Below are 21,929 nucleotides of genomic sequence, written 5' to 3'. Positions count from 1 at the left end.
CAAGAGATACAGCAAGCAGCGCTCGTCCGATGGTTGTGCCAGAAACCACTTTTGAGCGGTTCTTCTTGCCTCTCGCGGTTTCAATCTCACTTACGGCAACCCACGTGCCAAGCGTTTCGTTGTAGATACTACGGTAACTTTTGTTCATTCTGTTTCTTGAAATATTGGGCCTACCGGTGACTCCTGTCACCGAATAGCAGACGAATCCCGGAGTCGGCCACCCGGCTTCCACCTGTATCAAGGCATACAGACCCTTGGCTACGCACTCACAACACCGACAACCCAGCAAGGCAACGCGCCAGCACACTCCCCCGGCTGGAATAACGCGCCAAACACGGAAGGCTTTTTAACCACCAAAGAGCTGTTCAGTCATTCCACTCCCAAGTCAACCGATTACTACGGCAGAAATGATTTGATTGAAATTTTTCACGGACGCCATTTTTCGAGATAATCAAGATTTTTAAAAATTAAAAAAATAAATATTTTTATAAAAATAAAATCTGGCGCGCATTTCCATATATCGAATCGACAAATACGGAAAATTACCAATTAGAATGCCTAATTTTTCAGACAAAATCGGCAAGCAACAGTAATCACGATCCTCGAAACGACACCAATAATTGAAACTTCAGGTCATGGTCGCCAGGCATATTGCCAAGGCCATGAATCGCCGGTCATGCTCGAGCCGCACCTGAACGATCCTGACGAGGGAGAACAGAAGCTGTACGTTGGCAGATAAAACAGAAGCGCAATTTTTCATCTACCCCACCACCGGCTGGTCACCGATAAGCAGCCAATCCTTCGTCTTCGCTCTGGCCGATAGGGATGCGACCGAGAGGTCGACAAAAAACTAACCAGCTAGACCAACTGACATCAGAATACGCGCTGCCCAAACTCGCGAGAATCGAACCGGTCTGAAATTACCCCCCCTCTTTTTTGCACTATTTGACCAATCAGCCAAACGAGCCCGTCGTATAACCGATCAACATGATTGGACCGTGTCCCCAGGAAAAAGTACTGAACACGACTTGGAGTGCTGTGGACTTTATCGCCCATAACAACCCGTAGGCACAGGCAGAGACGATGTCACATCACCTATCTGGGGACCCACCCCATGGACCTGTTCTTACTGGGAAAGATCACTGGGAAGTCGAAGCCGTTGGGGCGTTAGTGTGCTTCTCTACCGGAAAGAGAAAGGCAGGCTGAATCGGCGGACAGAAGCTGCTGTGCAATGAATGGATCAAGAACGAGCGACTGGAAGGGTATCAAACGGACGACGCGTTTGTGCTGACCTGGAGTAAAAGCATGATCGGGAGCTACAGCCGGCAGCCGTCAGATCCCTCTATCTCTGCTCCAACTGCAGTACTAACTATTATTTCTCGAAAACTACGGAGAAGGTTATCGCGTAGAACTGCCGCCTTGCTTTACCCGTCACTCGCCCGGCAACGCAAAGACAAAGCTCGCCTTACATATGCATCGTCGCAGCGTTTCGAATTCGCACGCTATCGAGAAATGCCTCGGCGAATCGCACGACTTCGCGTGGCAGCATACCCAGATCAGCTTGCGCTGCCGCCTGAGGCACTACTCCAACACCCTGGCCGACTGAGAACCAACTCGTAGCATCGAAGTGCAGCACATGCCCCGCTCGATAGGCATTAAAGTCTACCGGACGCGGCGTGCGAAGCTGCCATGCCGCCTTGAGATCGGTATAGCTTGTCGGCAACGGGCGCGAGGCCACGTCACGCCAGAACGGCGTATCACGGCGTCGCACATCGTAGTGCAGGCACAGGAAATCGCGTATCCCGTCCCAATCGAGAAGATTGCGATGATTGAACGTCGAGATGGTCGATTGCGGTACTACGCCCTGGCTTTGGGCGACTGTCTCGCCGAACATCACAAGCTGGCCAAGCATCTGCCCAATTGAGGTCGCTTCGAGCGGCTCAATGAAACCCGATGCAAGCCCCACCGCCATCACGTTTCCGACCCAAACCTCCGGAAAATGGCCTGCGTGGAAACGCAATGTAGGCATCGGCTCAATCTCGTGTCCGAGTCGGGTTTCGATCTCCGCCAGCGCTTCATCCTCGCTGAGATGCGCGCTCGAATAAACATAGCCGCACCCGACCCGCTCACGCACGGGGATCTGCCACATCCAGCCGGCATTCATCGCGAGCGCACTCGTGACGAGGTGCGGATTGGCACGAGGATGGGGAATATAGAACGGAATCGCGCGATCCAGAATCATGCAATCGGTGAACGAGCGAAACTGCATGCCCATCGCCTTTTGCAACGCAATACGAGCGAAGCCCGACGCATCGATCAGGAAATCGCATGGCATGGTGCGCTCCTCACCTTCGAATCGCAATCCATGCACATGGCCACTCTCCGCATCCCGTACCAGTTCGACCACGTTGCCGACATGCGTTTCAATCTGGCGCGCCATCCCAGCCAGTTTCAGCCATGCACTCACCCGATGAGCGTCGAAGTGAAGTGACCATGGCATCAATCCGCCAGATGCCTCGCACGCCGACCGTACTTCACGCTGCGAAGCGTTCGCAAGCACGAAAGGCAGCGAGTAAATTGCGTGGTGGATGCCGATACCATGCGCCGCCAACATTGACCAGTACGGGGCAATACCGTCGATTACCCTCCCGTCGCCTTCTGTTGGCAACGAGTGAAACAGATGATAAAAAACGTCGTCGTCACGGCCATTGTTCCACCCGATGTATTCAAACCCCAGCTTGAACACCGCGCCAGTGCCTTCAAGAAAAGCATCGAGATCGATTCCGTAACGTCCGACGAGCGCCGCCGGGAAATTCAGAATTCCGCCTTCGCCAACGCCAATCGCGCCGACGCGCGGTGACTCGACCACCGTCACCGACACCCCGGCCCCAAACAGTCGCCGCAATTCGAACGCAGCAAACCAACCCGCAGTTCCGCCGCCGAGCACGACGAAATTTTTCATCTTCCGGAAGTTCAGCATAGGAGAACTGAAATAATTAACTGGCCGGGATTGCCTCTCATCAGGACACGCTTCCGGTAAGTTTGTCCAGGTATTGTTGTGCGCTAACCAGCCCCGGGCGCAGCTTCAGCGCTCGACGATAGGCCTCCTCTGCGGCCTGAAAACGCCCTGTCTCCTGCAACAGCAGACCCAGTTGCTCCTCCAGTTCAGCGGCCTCGGGGCGCAGCTTCAGTGCCCGGCGCAACATGGATTCAGCTTCGGCGACGTTGCCCTTCTGCCGCAGCAGGCAACCGAGGTTCGCGTGAGCCTCCGGGTGCTCCGGCTCACGCTTGATCAGATCATGCAGCAACGCCTCCGCTTCCTCCTGCGTGTCGCGTTCGCACATCAGCACCATCGCGAGATTGTTGCAAATGTCCGATCGATTCGGCGCAACGGCGTGGGCACTCCGCAAGAGCTCCGCTGCTTGCGCGTGTCGCCCGGTCAGCCCGTGTACAAGTGCAAGGTTGTAAAGTGCGTCGGCATATCCGGGGCTCAGGTTGAGCGCATCGCGAAAGCACTGTTCTGCTTCACTCAGCGCTCCCCCATTCATCAGCAGGACGCCCAGATCGTGATGGGATTCGGGGTAATCGTTCCGGAGCTCGATAGCGCGGCGATATGCGCATGCCGCATCTTCGTTTCGACCGATTTCCCGGTAAAGCGTGCCGAGGCAGAAGCTGATCTCCGGATGGAATGGCCGAAGCGCCCGCGCTCGCAGATAGGCGGCCTCCGCAGCGTCAAACTCCGAGCAACGATGATGAAGCACGGCACTGTTGAAATAGGCTTCAACGAGATCAGGCGCAAGCGTCTGCGCCATTCTGTAGTGCTGCTGCGCAAGCCGGACCTCACCCTCATGCGCAAACAGCAAGCCGAGATTGCACTGCGTTACAGGATCGGAAGGCTGGATCTCGAGCGCCTGCGCCAGCAGAGCGCGCGCCTCGGAGAAACGAGTATCGGCGATGCAACGAAGCGCGGCAGCGTTAAATGCCGCGACATCTGGAGCGGGACCGCCAGGCGACTTCTCATGCGCTGGACCCACTTCGGCTTCCGGCGCGACAGTAGTTGTCGTCTCGATGCGCTGCAGAGTCATTTAAACGCGCTCCTTTTTACGGCGGTATTGACGACGGCGAGAAGGGACTCCAGACGGCGCGCCCAGATCTGGCGCACCCGTTTCTTCCTGTTGTCCCGCGCGTTGCAGCGCCAGATTCATCAGATGCCTTCCCGAAACATGATCGGGGTCGAGTCTCAAGCCGCACTGCAGACGCTCGATTGCTTCGCCAACCCGATCGGCGGCCAGAAGCGCCGAGCCGAGCGTCAGGTGAGCCGCCGCAGAGTCAGGACTCAACTCAATCGCCCTGATCAGACACCTCTGGGCCTGATCGAGACGCCTATCGCAGAGAAATAGGGCACCTAGATTGGTATATGCCGCAGCAAAGTCTGGTCGCAGCGAAATAGCCTGACTCAGGCAGGCCTCCGCTTCGACGAGGCGATTCGCGCGGAGCAACAGCAAGCCAAGGTTATAGTGCGCCTCCACGACGCTCGGACCATACGCAATGGCAGCGCGAAACTCCATCTCGGCCTCTTCGAAGCGATCGGAGTCCATCAACAGACGCCCAAGATTGTTATGCGCGTGCGCCAGTTGAGGGGCACGCGCTAGCGCCTCCCTCAACGCGACTTCCGCTCCGTGCGTATCCTTCTGGAACGAACGGAGAAGGCTCAGGTGGTACCAGGCTTCGGGAAAATCAGGGAATTTGTCGAGCAGAGCGCGGAATCCACGTTCGGCTGCCGCGTATTCGCCCGCCGAAAATCGCTCAAGACACCGCTGATATTCTTCACTTGAGATTGCATCAACGTCGTAATTCATTTGTATATTCCATCGCGGCAGGCTACCCGCTTCACGCACTCCACCAGCGATGGTCATCGATGATTCGCGACTTCCCCGTCTTTGCTCTGGCGGACCTGAATGCGACAAGAGGCCACATAGAGACCTGAATAGGTCGACCGCCGTCAGAATACGCGTCGGCCAGAATCACGAGAATCGAACCTGTCTGGAAAATGCCCGGCAGCTTTGCTGAATAACCGGTAAACCATTTAGGATTCGAAACATCTCATTGCCAACAGTCGTCGACTCCACACTGCTGGCGTGCCACATCGTCATCTCGGTCAAACCACCATGCAGGATCTACGTCCCGTCGAATCTCACCTCCCCTCGCACTTCGTCACGTTTTTGAGGCATGCGGTGGCGGCCAGGAATAGTGGTCAATCCGAAGCAATGTCCATCTGGCTGAAGGCAGCTGCGTATCTGCACGACACCGGCACGTCGGCGATCGTCAGACTGATGGATGAGTTAATCCGCGCAGGCCAGGCCGGACTCTCGATCGAACTCGGTGAGGTAGCAGTGCTACTCGGCCATGATGCGCCGGAACTTCATTTTGGATTGGGGTATGCCCTGCAGTCGGCTGGTCGCCATGCACAGGCCACCGTTGCTTACCGCCGGGCGCTGGCCATAGCCCCTGAATATCCGCAGCTCCTCAATAACCTGGCGGCAGCCATCCGCATGTCGCACGGAGATCTGCAGGAATCCTTTTTATTACTGGAAAAAGCGGTTGAGGCGAATCCTCTCGACACCAATGCCTGGGTCAATCTTGTCAACGCGAGGCGCGATCGACTCGATCTCGATGGAGCGCTCGCCGCGGGCGAGCGAGCCCTGCATCTGGATCCTGACCATGCGGCCGCGGCGAACAACCTGTCGCTCACGCTAAAGGAGGCACAACGCTGGGACGAAGCCGACCATTACGCAACGAGAGCGCGCATCCTCGACCCTGACAACGCGACATATCGTTTCAACCAGAGCGTCCTGCACCTACAGCGAGGTCGCTACCCGGAAGGCTGGCCGGGCTTCGAGGCACGCTGGCTGGGAGCATCGGAACTGCGCAGCGCACGCCCCCTATTTCCCGTACCGCGATGGAAGGGCGAATCGCTCGCGGGCAAGACGCTGTTCTTGTGGGGTGAACAGGGTTTCGGCGATCTTTTTCAGTTTTGCCGTTTCATCCCTATGCTGGCCGAGCGCGTGCACGCACAAGGCGGCCGGATCATATGGAACTCGTTCCCTCTGGCAGGCAACCTGCTTGTCCGCAGTCTCGGCCAGTATGTCGATGGCTATACGGCTGGCGGGGGAATCGAATCGCTGCCGGCCTGCGACTACGAGCTTCCATTGATGAGCGTGCCCCTCGTACTCAATCTCGACGAAACGACAATCCAGGCGACCGGCCCATGGCTCGCGACCGACCCAGCGCTGCGCGATGACTGGCGCGCAAAGCTAGCGTCCGAGCCGCGCCTGAAGGTCGGACTCGCGTGGACCGGGAGCCTGGCGCATCAGCGCAACGCGTTCCGGCGTGTGGGTTGGGAACGCTACGCAGCCCATTTCGGCAACCTGCGGGACGTGGCCTTTTATTCGCTGCAACCCGGGGCCATCGCAGACGTCTCGGCCGCGAGGGAGGCAGGCCTCGATCTCATCGACCCGACTGCGAGCTTCGCAACGTTCGACCATACGGCTGCGTTTATTGACTCGCTGGATCTCGTCATTACGGTCTGCACGTCGGTCGCTCATCTGAGCGGCGCGATCGGCCAGCGCACGTGGGTACTACTCGACGTCAACCCGCACTGGCCCTGGCTGCTAGAGCGGACCGACAGTCCGTGGTATCCGACTTCGACGCTATACCGTCAGCAAGAATTCGCGCAGTGGGAGCCGGTACTCGACAGGATGACACAGGATCTGCGACATCTATCCGCCACCCACAAAGCACGTCAGCAGCCTGTCCTGCCGTAGTGCACCCTCGCTGCCCCGCCGGAAACCGGCGGCGACGAGCGAAACGGCCAGAAGCTGACGCAGATTAGTCACGCCGTTATGGGAGACATCGAAGATTTCGCCGATACGGCAGCGCTCGTGTGTAACCTCGATCTGGTGGTAACGACAGATACGTCGGTCGCACATCTCGCCGGCGCGTTAGGTAAGCCGTGCTGGCTGCCTCTAAATTTCGACTGCGACTGGCACTGGCTACACGAGCGCGCCGATTCTCCATGGTATCCACGCACCATGCGCCTGTTCCGGCAGCCCAAGCCGGGCGAGTGGGACACAGTCATCGTCGAGGTCGTGGAGGCGCTGACTGACCGGTGAAGCGTGTGAACTGAATCCGCGTGAGAACGTCCTCTCGCGGCGATTCATTCGTCACACCTAACGTCGCAAACTGCGGTACTTAGGCTTCCCGACGAAACGCAGGGCGATGATTAAATGACTGAGACGGCACGACCACCGATGTCGCCGATACGAACGGTGGCTGACTCGACACGTTGGGCACCCTTCTGCCTGCGAGCGACCTCTCCGTAAAGATCACGGGATTGCGCATACGCATCTTGATCGTGTCGTACAACTCCGCGCCCGCTTCACCGAATAGTTCGACCATCACGAGGCTGAGCACCCCTTTGTCATACCAGTTCTTGAATCGCCGATGGCAGGTTTGATAGGCGGGATAACGGCGCGGCATGGCCGACCACACAGCGCCGCTATATATAACCCAAAGTACTCCGTTAAGTACTGAGCGCGTATCGGCTTGTGGCCGTCCACGCAGCTCGGTACGCGGACGAAGTTCGGGCAGGAGTTTCATTACACGCTGCCATTCTTGATCGGTAATATCGCGATGCTGGGTCAGCATAGAGGATCCTTTGTCAGAAGCTGTACTGACAAACGATATCCACTCGCCTCGGCCGCCAATAGTGGACTAATCCGAATCTTGAAAGATAGGGCTTACCACCGGCTCATTTTCGTAAATCGTCCAGAATCAGGGGTTTATTGGAAACTCAATTGATCCTATGCAGGAGATAATCCACAGCAGCCACTGTGAGTCACCTCCCTATCGATTCGGCTTCGCATGCAGTTGCGCGAGATAAAGGTAGCGAGTGTCGTGGGCACCACCCACTCGCCGCCCTACTCGGAAGCACGGGCCTATTCGCCCCCCAGATTCAACGCCAATCCGGCAGGCGAATAGACCTCGATCGTGTTTCGCTAAGTCGCATGACCGAAGTGCCCGGGCAGTTCGCGAAGTAACTCGTCGAGATCTCCGGGCAAGCAGGTATGAACGAAGCGTGTCGGCAAATTCCCCCCAAGGAACACCCGTCACTCCCGCTAGCTGGAAATCCTCTCCAGCTCGAGCCCCTTCGTCCGCGGCCCCATCAAACCAATGGCCAGCATGACAATCAACATCGACCCGGCGATAAACACAAACACACCCGCCGTGCCGAATTGCTTCAATACTTCAGCAATCAGAAACGCCGTGAAAATCGCCGAAAAGCGGCTCCATGAATAAACGAAGCCGACAGCTCGCGCCCGAATGCTGGTCGGGAAAAGCTCCGTCTGATACGCGTGATAGCTGTACGAAATGATATTGCCGGCCAGCGTCAGACACACGCCGAGACTCACCAGCAGCACCGCGCCCGACGCCTGACTGAACCACAACCCACACACGATATTCACGCCGGCCATCACGACGATCACCGTCTTGCGCTCGAAGCGGTCGCCGATAAAGAGGCCAATGATCGGCCCAATCGGCGCGGCCAGCGCGATCACGCTCGAATACATCAGGCTCGTCGTGATCGTGATGCCCTGCTTGATCAGGAGCGTCGGCACCCAGTTCGCGAAGCCGTAGAAGCCGACGGTCTGGAAGATGTTGAAGATCGTCATCATCAGCGTGCGGCTGCGATACGGCGGCACCCACATGTCGCGAAAGCGGCCGCGCGGCGCGATCGGCGCCGGCGGTGCGGGCGGCGGCAATTCACGGCCGTATTCGCTGCGCACTTTCGCTTCGAGCGCGCACATCACGCGATCGGCGTCGGCGAGACGTCCCTGTTGCGCGAGCCAGCGCGGGCTTTCCGGCAACTCGCGGCGAATCCACCACACGAACAGCGCACCGTGCGCGCCGATCAGCACGACCCAACGCCAGCCGTCGAGACCGAACAGCGTGCGCGGCACCAGCAGCCACGACAGAAACGCGACCACCGGCACCGCGGTGAAGCCGACCGCCTGCTCGCACGCGAACGCGCGACCGCGAATCTGCTTCGGCACCAGTTCGGAGATATACGTGCCGATCGTCACCAGCTCGACGCCGATACCGACACCCGCGATAAAACGCCAGAAATTAAGGCCTGTTGCGGTTTCCTGGAACGCCATCACGACGTTGGCCGCCGTGTACCACAGCAGCGAATACGTGAAGACCGCGCGCCGCCCGAAGCGATCGGCGAGAAAGCCGCACGCGATCGTGCCGATAAAGAGGCCGCTGAACAGCGCGGCAATAAAGCTCGCGACGCCGGTCGAGCCGAACAGGCCGTGCGTGGTCGCGGTCAAAATGCCGCTCTTCACGAGGCCCGGCGCGACGTAGCCGGAGTACAGCAGATCGTAGAGTTCGAAGAAGAAGCCGAGGCTCAGCAGCACCACCAGCTTCCAGATGGAGCGCGTAGCGGGCAGCCGGTCGAGGCGTGCCGAGATGCTGCCGGCGTCGAGCGGGGCGGCATGCGCCGCGTGAGGCGCTGTGCCGACTGGCGCGCTCGTGGAACGCGCCGTGTTGTCGTCGCTGCGCGCGACGGACTCCACCTGATTGGGGGATACCATGTTGTGTCTCCTGGCTGGATGCTTTCACGGCAACACGCGTCGCGCGCCGTAGCCGGTTCGATGCCGGCCTTGCGGATAATCGCGCGTCGCACGCGCCACGATACTGCCGGGCCGGAGTCCGGCCAGCATTCTAGCCGTGCGTGCGCTTCAATTGTTCGAACGTGGTGATTTTTCCGGCCAGCGCGCTCGCCGCGACCGTGTACGGACTCGCGAGCCACACGTCGCCCGGACCCGAACGGCCCGGGAAATTGCGGTTGATCGCGCTGATCGTCACGTCTTTCGACTCGGCCGACTGCCCCGGTCCGCAGTTCGCGCACGAACCGCAGCCCGGCATCACGAGCGTCACGCCGGCACGCTCGAACATCGGCAGATAGCCCTGCTCCTCGCAATACGCACGCACCGCCATCGTGCCGAATTGCAGATACAGACGCGTCCCGTCGGGCACACGAATGCCATGCTCGACGCCCCAGCTCAGCACCTCGTGATAGAAATCGAAGTCCTCGCGCTTGCCCGCGGTGCACGAGCCGCCGTACGCGATATCGATCGCGACGTCCTCGTCCAGTTGCGGCGCCGGCACGCCGTTGCCGGGGTCGCCCGGACGCGCGAGCATCGGTTCGATCGCGTTCGCGTCGATACGGATCGTGTCGCGATAGGTCGCGCCCGCATCGCTTTTCATCCAGTCTTCCAGCACGAAATCGACGTCGCGTCGCTCCTTCAGGAACGCCGCCGTGCGCTCGTCCGGTTCGACGATGCCGGTGAAACCGCCGAGTTCGGCGACCATGTTGGTCAGCGTCGCGCGTTCGTCGATCGACATCGCGCGCACCGCCGCGCCGCCGTATTCGAACACGAGACCGATCGCGCCGCCCGAGCGGATCGCGTCCATCTGCAGCAGATGCAACACCACATCCTTCGCGGTGACGCCGTCGCGCAGGCGGCCATCGATCTCGATGCGCAGCGTCTCGGGCACCTTGCAGCGCACGTAGCCCGTGACCCAGCTATTGGCGATTTCGGTCGCGCCCGCGCCGAACGCGAGGCAGCCAAGCGCGCCCGAATGCGGCGTGTGCGAATCGGTGCCGCACGCAACCTGCCCCGGCAGCGCATACTGCTCGGCCATCAGCGCATGGCAGATGCCTTCGGAGCCGGGCGCGTTGTCGAGCGCGCCATGCGAGCGCACCGGATAGTCGCGCGAGAACGACGTGTGCCCTTCCATCAGATTCGCGACACCCGGCAGCAAACCGTCGCGCACGTGCGGAATGCTCTGCGGCGCGAGCACCAGGTGATCCTGGAACGCGATGATGTGATCGGGCGCATGCAACGGCGCAGGCTTGCCGAACGCGCGATGCATCAGGTGCGCGCACATGCCGGTGAAATAGTCGTGGCTGAAGCGCCAGTCGGCGGCGATAAACACGCCTTCACCGCGCTGCGCGCTCGCGACACCCGGATGCAGATGACGCTCGATGATCTTTTCGACCAGCGTCTTCGGCTCGGCGCTAACTGCGCCGCGATTTGCACCGCGATTCTCCGTGGCCGCCGCCGAATCCACACGCTGTTGACCAGGCGCGGGCCAGTCCACGCTACGGCTGTACGCGAGCAGACCACCGCTGCGGATGATCTGCTGCGTGAGCGCGTCGCGACCTTTGAGGAATTCGTCGATCGGCACTTCTTCGCCGGCCAGCAGGCGGTCGAGCACCGAGAAATCGGTGGTGGTCAGAATGCCGATGTTGTCGCAATTCTGCTGATAGATGCGCTCGAAGCTCTCCGCGACGATCAGCCGGATGCCCGCCGACAACTCGGCGAGCGGGCTCGATTCGCGCGACGAACCCTTGCCGTAGCGCTTGCCCGCCACCGTCACGCGAAAGCCGCCGTCCTTCACCGCGTTGCGGCCGATCGGCTGACGCTCGCCCGCCTTGAAGCCGACATACGGATACTGGCCGAGGCGCTCGTCGTAAGTCAGCATCACGGTGACGGGCGTGATCTCGTCCGTCGACACGTTGTCGCGCAGCAGCCCTGCCGTCGCGCGCGTGAAATTCCGGCCGGCCAGCTGGGCCTCGATCACCGTCGGGTCTTGCGACAGGTACAACACGCGGCCATCCAAACGAATCGTATCGCTCATCACTGCATTCTCCTTGCGCCCACTATACGGTGCGCCAGGCCGATGCCAAAGTGCCGGTACGGCAACACAGCCGTCTCGTTTCACGAACGCTCGAAGTCTCGCGGCGCAGTCTCGCGGTTTAGCAACACGTGTCGACGCGCGCGCCTTTCATCCGGCTTTCCCGCTCTTCCTCTAGCGGCCAACGCCGCACGGCAACCGTCAGGACGCGTCGTGAAAGATGATCCCCACCGTATGCCGATGCCCCGAACGCAGCCGGCTCACGCCATGCCGCAGATTCACCCGATACGGACCACGCGTGCCCTGCACCGGCCGGCTGTTGACGGTAAATACGACCGCATCGCCCTGCGCAAGCGGCACAACCTCGGCACGCGACTGCATGCGCGGACGCTGCTCGGTCATTACAAACTCGCCACCGCTGAAATCGCGGCCCGGCGCCGAGAGCAGAATCGCGACCTGCAGCGGAAACACGTGCTCGCCGTACAGGTCCTGATGCAGGCAGTTGTAATCGCCCTCGCCGTATTGCAGGATCAGCGGCGTCGGGCGCAACTGGCCCGCGTCGTGGCAGCGTCGCAGGAAATCGGCGTGGTCCGGTGGATAACGCACGTCGATATCCATCGCGCGATTCCAGCGGTTCGCGACCGGCACGAGGTGCGGATAGAACGCGCCGCGCAATGCGTCGATCGGCGATGGCAGCGGATACGCGAAGTACTTGTACTCGCCGCGGCCGAAGCCGTGGCGTGCCATCACGATGCGGCTGCGGTAAAGCTCATCGCGCGGATAGAGCGCGACGAGCGCGTCGCATTCGCGCGGCGTGAGCAGTTGCGCAATAGCCGAGCAGCCGTACTGGTCGAGGTCGTGTTCGACCCGGCGCCAGTCGAGCGCGTCGACGCGTTGCGCGATCGTCGGCGTGGGTGCTGGGGCAAGCGTGGAGGTTGCGGTGGAGTGTGAGGTCATCGTCGGTTGGGTGGCGCTGTCGTTCTCGCGGCGGCGCACGTGCGTTTCCGCACGTACGCTTCATTTTTCAGCAGACTCCAGTGTACGAGTGCGGCAGCGCGAAAACACTCCGGCTCTTGCGGTCAAATTCGGCATCCCTGCACGGGCGCGCGATTCACGTTACGCTAACGCTATTCGTTGCGCCCGTATCCAGCCGGGCGCATTGCATTTCAATTCCGTCAGGGACCGCCATGAAACAGCAGCTCACCATCGATTTCGTCTCGGACATCGCGTGCCCATGGTGCGCGATTGGCCTCTCGTCGCTGCAACTCGCGCTCGCGCGGCTCGAGGATAGCGTCGACGCGCAGATCGTCGTGCATCCGTTCGAACTGAATCCGGAGATGGGACCGGACGGCGAGGACATCGTCGCTTATCTCGGCAAGAAATACGGCCGCACGGCCGAGCAGATCGCCGAAACGCAGGCGATGATCCGCGAACGCGGCGCGAGCGTCGGCTTCAATTTCGGCCCGCGCACACGAACCTATAACACGTTCGACGCGCACCGCCTGCTGCATTGGGCAGGTCTGAAAGGCACGCAGCTGCCGCTGAAGCTTGCGCTGCTGCGCGCGTATCACTCCGACGGCAAGAACCCGAGCAATCACGACGTGCTGGTCGAAGCGGCGCAGTCGGTCGGGCTCGACGCCGCCGAAGCGCGCGACGTGCTGACGAGCGGCCAGTATGCCGACGAGGTGCGCGAAGCCGAAAAGAACAATCAGGCGATGGGCCTGCAATCGGTACCGTCGATCGTGTTCAACCGCCGCTATCTGGTGACGGGCGGCCAGCCGGTCGAACAGTTCGTGCAGGCGATCGAGCAGATCGTGGCGGAACAGGCGGAAGGCACGGAGAGCACGGAGTAAGCGCGGGTTCTTTTTTCGGCGAAGGATTTCGGCGGACGATTTCCGGCGGAATATCGCGCATCGGCTGGAATCGGCGGGATCGTGCCATTAGCTCATGGAGTTCTCTTGCACGCGCTTTCGGCTTTGACAAAAAGAACCTGGACCGACGCGCCCCGCTGGGCGCTGATCGTCGGCGGCGCGGCAATCATGTTCGTCGGGCAAATCGTGCTGATCTTCGCCGAGTACGCGCTATGGGGCCCGCCCGTGCCCCATCCGAACCCGCTCGCGCATCAATCGATAGCGGTTCGGTTCTTCTTTATCGTCATGCTGATGCCGTTCCTCGAGACGATCGTCGGACAGTGGCTGCCCATTCGACTGATGCACGGCGTCTTTCATCTGTCGTGGCGAGTGGCGGCGGCCGGATCGATCGTACTGTTCACGCTCATGCATGGTTATACCGATCGTGCGGTTATAGCCATTCTGCTGGGCGCGGTGGTGCTGGCGACGGTGTTCGTTATCGAAGCAAAACGGGGCGGGTGGCCGGTTTTGAGCACCTATCTGACGCATGCGCTCGCGAATGCCTGTGTGTTATCGCTGCAAAGCGGTTGAGCGCCGCTGCGTGTGCGTGCTCAGCGGGCGGCGAAGTCGCTTGAATGCTTCGACACGCGTCGAACCATGCGGTCGCCCGATTCGGTTAGTCTGTCCGTACATTCCCGGGAGACAGACATGGACGTTCAACCGCAAGTCTCCGCCACCGCGTTCCTGATCGCCGACGCGGCGCGCGCGGCGATGCTGATGGCGCTCGCCGACGGTCGCGCGCTGCCTGCCGGCGAACTCGCCTACGCGGCCGGCGTGACCGCGCAAACGGCGAGCAGCCACCTCGCCAAACTGCTCGACGGCGGCCTGCTCACGGTCGAGAAAGAAGGACGCCATCGCTACTACCGTCTTGCGGACGCGCAGGTGGCGACGCTGCTCGAAAACCTCGCGGCCATCGGCGCAAAAGCGCCCACGCGCCTCAAACCGCGCGGACGCGACGCGCAGAAGTTGCGTTTCGCGCGTTGTTGCTACGACCACCTCGCCGGCCAGATCGGCATCGCGATTACGCACCAGTTGGTGCAGCGGGATTTACTCACGTCTCAGGAAGACAAGCGCTTCGAAGTCACGCAGCGCGGCGCGCAGTGGTTCAGCGAACTGGGTATCGATGTCGCGGCGCTACGGCCGGGCAAGCATGGCATCGCCCGACAATGCCTCGACTGGACGGAGCGGCAGCATCATCTGGCGAGACCGCTGGGCACGCAGTTGCTGACGACGCTGTGCGATAACGGCTGGGTGCGGCGCTCCGCCTCTTCGCGCGCGGTGCAGGTGACGCCGCAGGGGTGGGCGCAGCTGTACGAGCGCCTGGGTGTGACGGCGGACAGCGTCACTGGGGAGGATGAAGAACTTCGCGTCGTGTAGCGGAACGGATTGCCGCCTGCGCGACTTCCGAAGCTGGTGGACCCGACCGCCACCGGCGCGTGCGACGGAAGTCAATCCCGCCACGCGCGCCTGATACCGCTTACAGATAGCTGCAAACGTAATCGAGCGTTTCGACCACGTCGATATCGAAGCGGCTCTTGCCCGGCACCGAGAACGACTCGCCCGCGCCATAGGTCTTCCATTCGTCGCTACCATCGAGACGGATGCGGCACTTGCCTGCCTGCACTTCCATCAGCTCCGGCGCGTCGGTGCCGAAGTTGAGCGTGCCCGGCAGGATCACGCCGAGCGTCTTGCGCGTGCCGTCGGCGAACAGCACGGTGTGCGACACGCACTTGCCGTCGAAGTACACATTGGCTCGTTTGACAACGGAAACCTGGTCGAATTGCGCTGCAGCCGTCATGGCGGTCTTCCTCTGGGTCATCGTAAATGAATGCATGGGCGCCCGATGGCCGCGGCAGTTGGCGCGGCTTCGCCGGGAACGCGAGCCCGCCATCATACAGGCTCCGGGCAGCGCTCAACGTGGGTTTGCGTGGCGGGAAGATTTCTTCCGCCGCTCAACGGCACGCCCGATCTCGCGCGATCACGCCCGCTCTGCCCCGTCGCTCAACTTCAACCTGAACCCATGTACCGCCAGTTCCTGCTGGAAGAAGTCCAGATCTTCCGAACGCACAAAGCCCAGCCTTTCATACATCGCCCAAGCCGATTGCATCGCCTTCGTCGTGTGCAGAATCACTTCGGCATGGCCGCTTTGACGCGCCAGCTCGATGCACGCCAGCGTCAGCGCCTTGCCCACGCCTTTGCCGCGGCACTCGGGATCGACGCCGAGCAGGCGGATGCCGGAAGCGTTCTTCACCGAGGTCGCCGTTCCGCCCGATCCGTATTGCGCCATATCGGCGAAATAAACGACTCCGCCAACCAGCTCATTCGATTCCGCTAGCGCCACGAGCACGCGCACGCCCGGCTTCTCGGTAAAGCGACCGATATTGGCGAGCACGTCGTAATAGGCCGGCTGTTCGTCGGGTTTCGGGAATCCGGGCAACGCGGCATAGACCTTGACCAGCAGTTGGCCAAGTTCGGCCAATTCAGCGGCATTGCCATCGCGAATGGAAAGATTCGAATGCATAAACGTCCTTCGGCGGCCGACGACGGCTGCGCACACAACCGCTGCGCACCTACCGTATCCGCACCGCGATTGAAAACGATGAGGGGACATCATCGTATCGCACCCGCGACACGCCAGGAACGAGGACATATCCGCGCGCTTTCATCACCTCTTTTAAGCAACGACTGACATTCTTCCACATCGATCGCGTCTTTTAAAAATTCAACCCGCATCAATTCGGAAAAAAAGCCTTTTTAATGCTTCAATTCGTCAATTAACATTTGACCGACCTGTACTACACTCGGCGGTGCCTTTTCGTAGTCGAGTCCGCATCGACGACGCGGCGAACAGAACGGCGGTCGAATCGCCCCGGGGACGGGCTTCCAGCGACACCGTTTTCGCCGCTCATCGATGCCGGCCGCACCATGCATTGCCTGGCGCGACGGCAAGGAAAAAGCATGCAGTGAAGACACGACCGCCTCGGCCAAAGCGGCGTGCAAGGCCGGATTCCATGTTGGCGTCGCTAGCGAAAAATCCGTGCGAAGCGGCCGATAAATCATTAAACGAGCGCTCAAACGCCATCGACTATGCAAAGCACCTACAACCTGTGGCTGGTCGCCATCTCCGTGCTGATCGCGACCCTCGCCTCTTACACCGCACTCGATCTCGCCGACCGGATTTCCCTGCTCGCCTACGCGCGAACGCGGCAGATCTGGCTGGCCGGCGGCGCCCTGGCGATGGGCGTCGGCATCTGGTCGATGCACTTCATCGGCATGCTGTCGTTCTCGCTGAGCATTCCGATCGGCTACGACTTACGGGTAACGGTCTACTCGCTGCTCATTGCCGTACTGGTTTCGTGGTTCGCGTTGCAGATCGTCACGCGCAAGCGTCTCGGCGTATTCCGGCTCTTCGCCGGCGGCGTGTTGATGGGGCTCGGCATTGCCAGCATGCATTACGTCGGCATGGCCGCGATGCTGATGACGCCCGCGATTCACTATGATCCGGTGCTTCTCGTCGCATCGATCGTGATTGCGATTGCCGCGTCGACGGTTGCGCTGTGGAGCGCCTATACGCTGCGCTCGGCGGAGCGCAAGTACGTGGCGTACAAACGCATCGGCACCGCGCTGATCATGGGCGTCGCGATCACCGGGATGCACTACACTGGCATGGCCGCGGCGAATTTTCCGGCCGGCTCGATCTGCGGCGCGGCGGGCGGTATCCGGCCCGAATGGCTCGCGGCGGTGGTAATTCCGGCGGCGATCGTGATTCTGGTCGTGACGCTGGCGGTTTTCCATCTCGACGCGCGCGCCAAGTTTCTCGCCGATTCCGTCGCGCGACTCGACGATCATGTCGACCGCATCCGCGGCATGATGCGCTAACGCCGCCGCGCGGGTGCAAGGCTCGACTATCGGCATAACAGGCATAACCCGCACTATCGGCCCATTCGGCACAGGAGCAGGCGTGAGAATACCCGGCGCGAAAATCACCACTGCAATTGCTGCAACGTTCATCGCAATCGGCGCGGCACCCTGCGCGAACGCGCAAGATCATGGCGGCATGCCGGCCGAAGCGGCCGCGCACAACCCGACGATCGCGGCCGCACCGATTCGAAACCGATCGGATAACGAACTGGCGCGCGAGGTACGCCGCGCGCTCACGCGCACGCCGAATCTGCATTCCACCGGTATTCACGTCCAGGTGCGTCACGGCGTCGTCACGCTGACCGGCTGGGTGCCGCACCGCGCGCAGGTCCAGCGGGCCAGCAACGCCGCCAGATCGGTGCGCGGCGTCCGGCACGTGAATAACCGCCTGAGCGTGCGCACCCGAGGTGCCGGCGGCCACTAAAGCCACGCGCGCCTGGCAATCCTGCGCAATCCAATACAGACGACCTAATGCAATCGGCCCGGCATGAAGATGCCGGGCCGATCCGCTTTAAATTGACCACTCGATAAACGGGAAGATAAGCGCGCATCCGCCGCGGCGCCCGTTCCGCGACGCCGCCGCGACTTCGCGCTATATCAGCGCCACATCCGGTAGCTGACAACCGGCGCCCGATACGCGTACATACGCGGCTGCGCCCAATAAACCGGCGGCCGATAAACCTGATACGCAACCGGCGCCGCCGGCTGCATCACCGTTTCGACGACCGGCATTTCCTCGTATTGCGCCTGCGGGTAAACCGGCACGTATTGCATGGGCGGCGGCGCATAGTCCTGCCGCACGTACATCGGCTGAGTGTCGGCATAGACGGGTTGCATCTGCTGCATCTGCGCATAAGCCGGCGCCTGCTGGTATTGCATCGGCATCGCCGGCTGCGCATATTGCGGCTGCTGATACGCCTGCTGGTAAGGCTGTTGATAGGCCTGCTGAGGCGGCGGTTGCGGCACCTGACGCTGCGCGTACTGGCGCGGCTGCGGCGGAATGTTCGTGTACTTCGAGTTGTCGTCTTCGGGGACGCCGGCCGGCAGCGGCGGCACGTCCACTCGCGCGACATCGGTCTTCGCCGGCTGCCGTTGACCGTGATTGTGCGCGTCGATCATCGCCTGATAATCCGCCTGATCCTGTTTGCCGCGATTGATATAGCCATTGCGATACGCGCGGGCCACGTCGGACATTTTCGCTTTCGGATCTTCCTTCATGCCGTCCGCGTTGACCTGATACTCGTTCGGACTGAGCGAGCCGGACGGCACCTCGTCCTCGGACGCGTATGCGGCTTCGGGTCCATCGGCCCACGCTGGATAACATTGCAGCGTCAGCGCCGAGGCGACCGTCGTCACCCCGATCCCCAGAAGCGTTTTTGTTCTCATGATCCACCTCGCGGCCGATTAAGAGTTTTGAAAGCCGAAAAATTTACTTGCCCCGTGCCGCCATTTCTCGTGCCCGTGCAATGGTTATTTTCTAGCACATTCCTCTGACGTCGGCATTCTTTTTTCTTTAAAAATGAGCGGTGTAGCGCACCGCTGACACTGCGGCCCGAAGCGCGCCGGGAAAAACCCTGAGAGTCAAATTTGCCGAATGGGAGTGCTCGTCGCAACGGACCCGCGACGCCATCGGAGGCCAATTCTTTTTGCCCGTCAGCAGGCGGCAGCGACGCCGCTTTTTCTGCGCGTTTTATCCCCGTGGCCACTTAAACGCCGCTCGACAACGCGAGTTTCCCTATTGCACCAAGTCGGGTTCTCTGCTTGCCGCTAAAGCAAAACCATTTGAATAAACGACGGCCCGATTCGATGCCTGTTCCGACTGCCCACGCATACGATCATCAAACGAAAAAAGCCGGGTCCAAACGGACCCGGCTTTCCGATACCACCCTCCACGATCATGTCATTGCACGACCGGGTACTTTCTCTCAGGCTCCCGCGAATCTCATGTCCCCGGTCTCCCGCTGATTTGCCAGCAACCGCTTGACCGTCAACGCGAGCGGCACGGTAAAGAAGAGATGCGACATGAACCCGCCGATAATCACCGCCGGGTCGAAATAATCCGGATGATTGCTCGACGCGATCATGATCGCGATGTGCATGACGATCCACGCGAATACCGCATAGAACAGCGCGACCAGCGTCGCCTCATAGCCGCGCCGCCGGAAGTACGGCCAGATCGCGGCGAACAGCACACCCCACGCGATCGCGAACACGAAATGAATCCCCGTGCCGACGATATACGCCCAGATGCCCAGCGATTCCTGCACGCCCTTGCCGAACACGAGACCCGTCGCATTGCGCGGAATGCCCGCGAGCGGCATCAGATGCTGCGCGTCGACCCACACGAGTGCTTCGTAAATCCAGATCACCACCGCACCGATCAAACCGCCGATCGCCCCGGCGCGAAACGTCGCGCCACGACCGGGTGCCGCGGAATTCACGGTTTCCATGCGCCGGTTCAGATCTGCCTCGCTCATACCAAACTTGCTGACCATCCCTTCTCTCCTCAAAATGGACTTCATAGCGGATTAGCCGCCATTGCGGCGGACCATGCGAGATTTGCGCGGGCACGCCGCGCGTTGTTTCAGAACAGGATTTTTATTGCCCCGGATTGCGCTCGAAAAGAATCGGGCTCCGGGATCTTCTTTTATGGTTCTATCGAGACGTGCTACTGGAGCGACAGCCTGCCGGTTCGACCGGCAGGCGTGACAACTAGCGTGACAACTAATGACCAACGACGATTAAACGGCCTCGGGCACCTTGCGCGTCTTCAGAAACGCTTCGAGCGTTTCACCGCGCATGCTTGCGTACATGCCGAGATTGGTGATCTTCACCACGCGCGCGAACTTCTCGAGCACGAAGAAGCACACGCCATAACGGATCATGCCGATCCAGTCGACGTTGTCGACCAGCGTGCGTTCTTCCGGCGTGAGCTTCGCCGCATCGTAAGAGGCGGTACGGTTTTCGAGCCACAGCGCGCGGGCCGACGCTTCGCGCATCTGCCAGAAAAAGCGGTTCATGCGCATCGCCTTCATGCTCTGGCGAATATCGAACGGATAGGTGCCCGTCAATTCTTCGACGCCAACCAGTTGCGGATTCATTACGCTACCTCTTCTTCATAGATCGTCACGGCCATTGCAGTGCTGGTCGCGAGATAGTAGTTGCGATGCAGTTCGCGGACCTTGTTGCCGAGCGCGCCGCGCATGGCCAGCCACATGATCGTTTCGACGCTCTCCGCGCCGCCGAGGCGCACGTAGTCGACGTGCTTCATCGCGGCGAGACGCTCGGGGTCGTTGACGATCAGGTCGAGGAACTCCATGTCCCATTCGGTGTTGTTAAAGCCGCTGCGCTCGCCGTGCACCTGATGCGACAGCCCGCCCGTGCCGACCACCACGACTTTCAGATCCTGCTCGAACGATTCGATCGCGCGACGCAGCGCCTGGCCGAGCCGGTAGCAGCGATTCGCGGTAGGCAGCGGATACTGCAGCACGTTGACTTCGAGCGGCACCAGCGACAGCGGCCAGCCGCCCTGATGCGGCAGCATCAGCGACAGCGGCGAGTTGACGCCGTGATCGAGCGGACGGTCCTGGAACACGGTCAGATCGAATTCGTCGGCAACCAGTTGCTCGACGATATGGATCGCCAGATCCGGATGACCGGCGATGTCCGGCAGCGGACGCTTGCCCGCGCCTTCGTCGGCGAATTCGTGATTCGGCGACACGCCGAGCGCGAAGGTCGGATAGCAGTCGAAGAAGAAGCTGTTCGCGTGGTCGTTGTAGAACATCACCATCACGTCGGGCTTCTGCTCGTCGAGCCATTTCGCCACCGGCTCGTAGCCTTTGAAGAGCGGCGCCCACGCCGGCTCGTTCTGCTTACCCTTGTCGTACGCCAACCCGATCGTGGGTACGTGGGAGGTGCCGATACCACCAATGATCCTTGCCATATTCGTTCTCTTCTGTCACTTCGTGCTGCGTGCCAATCGGATGGGTCGGCGCTTTTGCGGCGCGAGCCGGCGCGACCGTGTTGGGATACAAAGATAGGAATTGTGCCGCGATACCGGAAGTACGGGTAAACCTCAGTTAGCGTCGGGGTCATGGGTGAAAACCCCGTCGAGCGGCGCAGCATGGGTTGATGCCGCGCGCCGCGAACCGCGCTACGCCTGGCTTTCTCGGTATCCCAAGCCTGTGTGGCAGGCCTCGCGCCGCATCATCCCACACTCGCCATCGATAAATAAAACAGATGGCCCGGAAAACAACTCGCAACGCACTTTTTTAGTCTTGGTATGGCGTTGCGCACGTGGCTATACTTCGGTGCTTCCGAAGAGTGACACGA

20 protein-coding genes and 1 pseudogene are annotated in these 21,929 nt (G+C 60.7%); 7 read left to right on the top strand and 14 right to left on the bottom strand.

Annotation, left to right across the window (positions count from 1 at the left end; translation table 11 throughout):
- Positions 1-16 precede the first annotated feature (16 nt).
- The 4 genes and pseudogenes from HHL14_RS33980 to HHL14_RS17925 form a co-directional block, all read right to left on the bottom strand.
- Positions 17-148 (bottom strand): annotated as a pseudogene (locus tag HHL14_RS33980) (ESPR domain-containing protein); the annotation flags it as partial.
- Between the two features lie 1,317 nt (positions 149-1,465).
- A complete protein-coding gene (locus tag HHL14_RS17935) occupies positions 1,466-2,962 on the bottom strand; it encodes a tryptophan 7-halogenase (protein ID WP_169498960.1) in 1,497 nt (498 codons plus the stop codon).
- 58 nt (positions 2,963-3,020) lie between these two features.
- On the bottom strand, positions 3,021-4,085 hold the full coding sequence (locus HHL14_RS17930) for a tetratricopeptide repeat protein (protein ID WP_169498959.1): 1,065 nt from the start codon (positions 4,083-4,085) through the stop codon (positions 3,021-3,023).
- Positions 4,086-4,859 carry a tetratricopeptide repeat protein gene (locus tag HHL14_RS17925; protein ID WP_169498958.1) on the bottom strand — a complete coding sequence of 258 codons (774 nt, stop codon included), beginning with the start codon at positions 4,857-4,859 and terminating at the stop codon, positions 4,086-4,088.
- Positions 4,860-5,267: 408 nt separating this feature from the next.
- Here HHL14_RS17925 and HHL14_RS17920 point away from each other — a divergent pair, with 408 nt between their 5' ends.
- A complete protein-coding gene (locus HHL14_RS17920) occupies positions 5,268-6,824 on the top strand; it encodes a tetratricopeptide repeat protein (protein WP_230413100.1) in 1,557 nt (518 codons plus the stop codon).
- A 78-nt stretch (positions 6,825-6,902) separates the two neighbouring features.
- Positions 6,903-7,172, top strand: coding sequence for a glycosyltransferase family protein (locus tag HHL14_RS17915; RefSeq protein ID WP_169498956.1), 270 nt, complete (start codon positions 6,903-6,905; stop codon positions 7,170-7,172).
- A gap of 79 nt (positions 7,173-7,251) precedes the next feature.
- Here HHL14_RS17915 and HHL14_RS17910 read toward each other — a convergent pair whose 3' ends face one another.
- The 4 genes from HHL14_RS17910 to HHL14_RS17895 form a co-directional block, all read right to left on the bottom strand.
- A complete protein-coding gene (locus HHL14_RS17910; protein WP_169498955.1) occupies positions 7,252-7,707 on the bottom strand; it encodes a transposase in 456 nt (151 codons plus the stop codon).
- Positions 7,708-8,177: 470 nt separating this feature from the next.
- On the bottom strand, positions 8,178-9,656 hold the full coding sequence (locus tag HHL14_RS17905; protein ID WP_169498954.1) for an MFS transporter: 1,479 nt from the start codon (positions 9,654-9,656) through the stop codon (positions 8,178-8,180).
- Positions 9,657-9,786: 130 nt separating this feature from the next.
- Positions 9,787-11,769 carry an aconitase family protein gene (locus HHL14_RS17900; RefSeq protein ID WP_169498953.1) on the bottom strand — a complete coding sequence of 661 codons (1,983 nt, stop codon included), beginning with the start codon at positions 11,767-11,769 and terminating at the stop codon, positions 9,787-9,789.
- Positions 11,770-11,967: 198 nt separating this feature from the next.
- Positions 11,968-12,723 carry a 2OG-Fe(II) oxygenase gene (locus tag HHL14_RS17895; RefSeq protein WP_169498952.1) on the bottom strand — a complete coding sequence of 252 codons (756 nt, stop codon included), beginning with the start codon at positions 12,721-12,723 and terminating at the stop codon, positions 11,968-11,970.
- A 230-nt stretch (positions 12,724-12,953) separates the two neighbouring features.
- On the opposite strand from HHL14_RS17895, the gene HHL14_RS17890 reads away from it, so the two are divergent.
- The 3 genes from HHL14_RS17890 to HHL14_RS17880 all read left to right on the top strand — a co-directional run bounded on the left by HHL14_RS17890 (position 12,954) and on the right by HHL14_RS17880 (position 15,053).
- Positions 12,954-13,619, top strand: a complete 666-nt coding sequence (locus HHL14_RS17890) for a DsbA family oxidoreductase (protein WP_169498951.1) — start codon at positions 12,954-12,956, stop codon at positions 13,617-13,619.
- Between the two features lie 105 nt (positions 13,620-13,724).
- Positions 13,725-14,207, top strand: coding sequence for a hypothetical protein (locus HHL14_RS17885; protein WP_230413099.1), 483 nt, complete (start codon positions 13,725-13,727; stop codon positions 14,205-14,207).
- Between the two features lie 117 nt (positions 14,208-14,324).
- Positions 14,325-15,053 carry an ArsR/SmtB family transcription factor gene (locus tag HHL14_RS17880; RefSeq protein WP_169498950.1) on the top strand — a complete coding sequence of 243 codons (729 nt, stop codon included), beginning with the start codon at positions 14,325-14,327 and terminating at the stop codon, positions 15,051-15,053.
- A 100-nt stretch (positions 15,054-15,153) separates the two neighbouring features.
- Here the strand turns inward: HHL14_RS17880 and ppnP are convergent, their stop codons facing one another.
- Both ppnP and HHL14_RS17870 read right to left on the bottom strand, forming a co-directional pair.
- The gene (gene ppnP / locus HHL14_RS17875; protein ID WP_169498949.1) at positions 15,154-15,474 is read right to left on the bottom strand and encodes a pyrimidine/purine nucleoside phosphorylase; all 321 of its coding nucleotides are present in this window, start codon (positions 15,472-15,474) and stop codon (positions 15,154-15,156) included.
- A 180-nt stretch (positions 15,475-15,654) separates the two neighbouring features.
- Positions 15,655-16,197, bottom strand: coding sequence for a GNAT family N-acetyltransferase (locus HHL14_RS17870; RefSeq protein ID WP_169498948.1), 543 nt, complete (start codon positions 16,195-16,197; stop codon positions 15,655-15,657).
- Between the two features lie 566 nt (positions 16,198-16,763).
- Here HHL14_RS17870 and HHL14_RS17865 point away from each other — a divergent pair.
- Positions 16,764-17,555, top strand: a complete 792-nt coding sequence (locus tag HHL14_RS17865) for an MHYT domain-containing protein (RefSeq protein ID WP_169498947.1) — start codon at positions 16,764-16,766, stop codon at positions 17,553-17,555.
- 178 nt (positions 17,556-17,733) lie between these two features.
- The gene (locus tag HHL14_RS17860) at positions 17,734-18,021 is read left to right on the top strand and encodes a BON domain-containing protein (RefSeq protein WP_169498946.1); all 288 of its coding nucleotides are present in this window, start codon (positions 17,734-17,736) and stop codon (positions 18,019-18,021) included.
- Between the two features lie 173 nt (positions 18,022-18,194).
- Here HHL14_RS17860 and HHL14_RS17855 read toward each other — a convergent pair whose 3' ends face one another.
- From HHL14_RS17855 to HHL14_RS17840, 4 genes are all read right to left on the bottom strand, one after another.
- Positions 18,195-18,983, bottom strand: coding sequence for a hypothetical protein (locus HHL14_RS17855; protein ID WP_169498945.1), 789 nt, complete (start codon positions 18,981-18,983; stop codon positions 18,195-18,197).
- 539 nt (positions 18,984-19,522) lie between these two features.
- Positions 19,523-20,047 (bottom strand): hypothetical protein, encoded by a 525-nt coding sequence (locus HHL14_RS17850; protein ID WP_230413109.1) that lies wholly within the window; start codon positions 20,045-20,047, stop codon positions 19,523-19,525.
- 291 nt (positions 20,048-20,338) lie between these two features.
- Positions 20,339-20,698, bottom strand: coding sequence for a protocatechuate 3,4-dioxygenase (locus tag HHL14_RS17845; protein WP_169498944.1), 360 nt, complete (start codon positions 20,696-20,698; stop codon positions 20,339-20,341).
- Positions 20,698-21,540: a gallate dioxygenase gene (locus HHL14_RS17840; RefSeq protein ID WP_169498943.1), complete on the bottom strand. Its 843-nt coding sequence runs from the start codon at positions 21,538-21,540 to the stop codon at positions 20,698-20,700. The genes HHL14_RS17845 and HHL14_RS17840 overlap by 1 nt, the downstream gene beginning before the upstream one ends.
- Positions 21,541-21,929 lie beyond the last annotated feature (389 nt).

It is taken from the genome of Paraburkholderia antibiotica (genome assembly GCF_012927125.1).
GTDB classification, from domain to species: domain Bacteria; phylum Pseudomonadota; class Gammaproteobacteria; order Burkholderiales; family Burkholderiaceae; genus Paraburkholderia; species Paraburkholderia antibiotica.
Note: the sequence above shows the minus strand (reverse complement) of the source record. Positions and strands in the feature narration are given on the sequence as shown.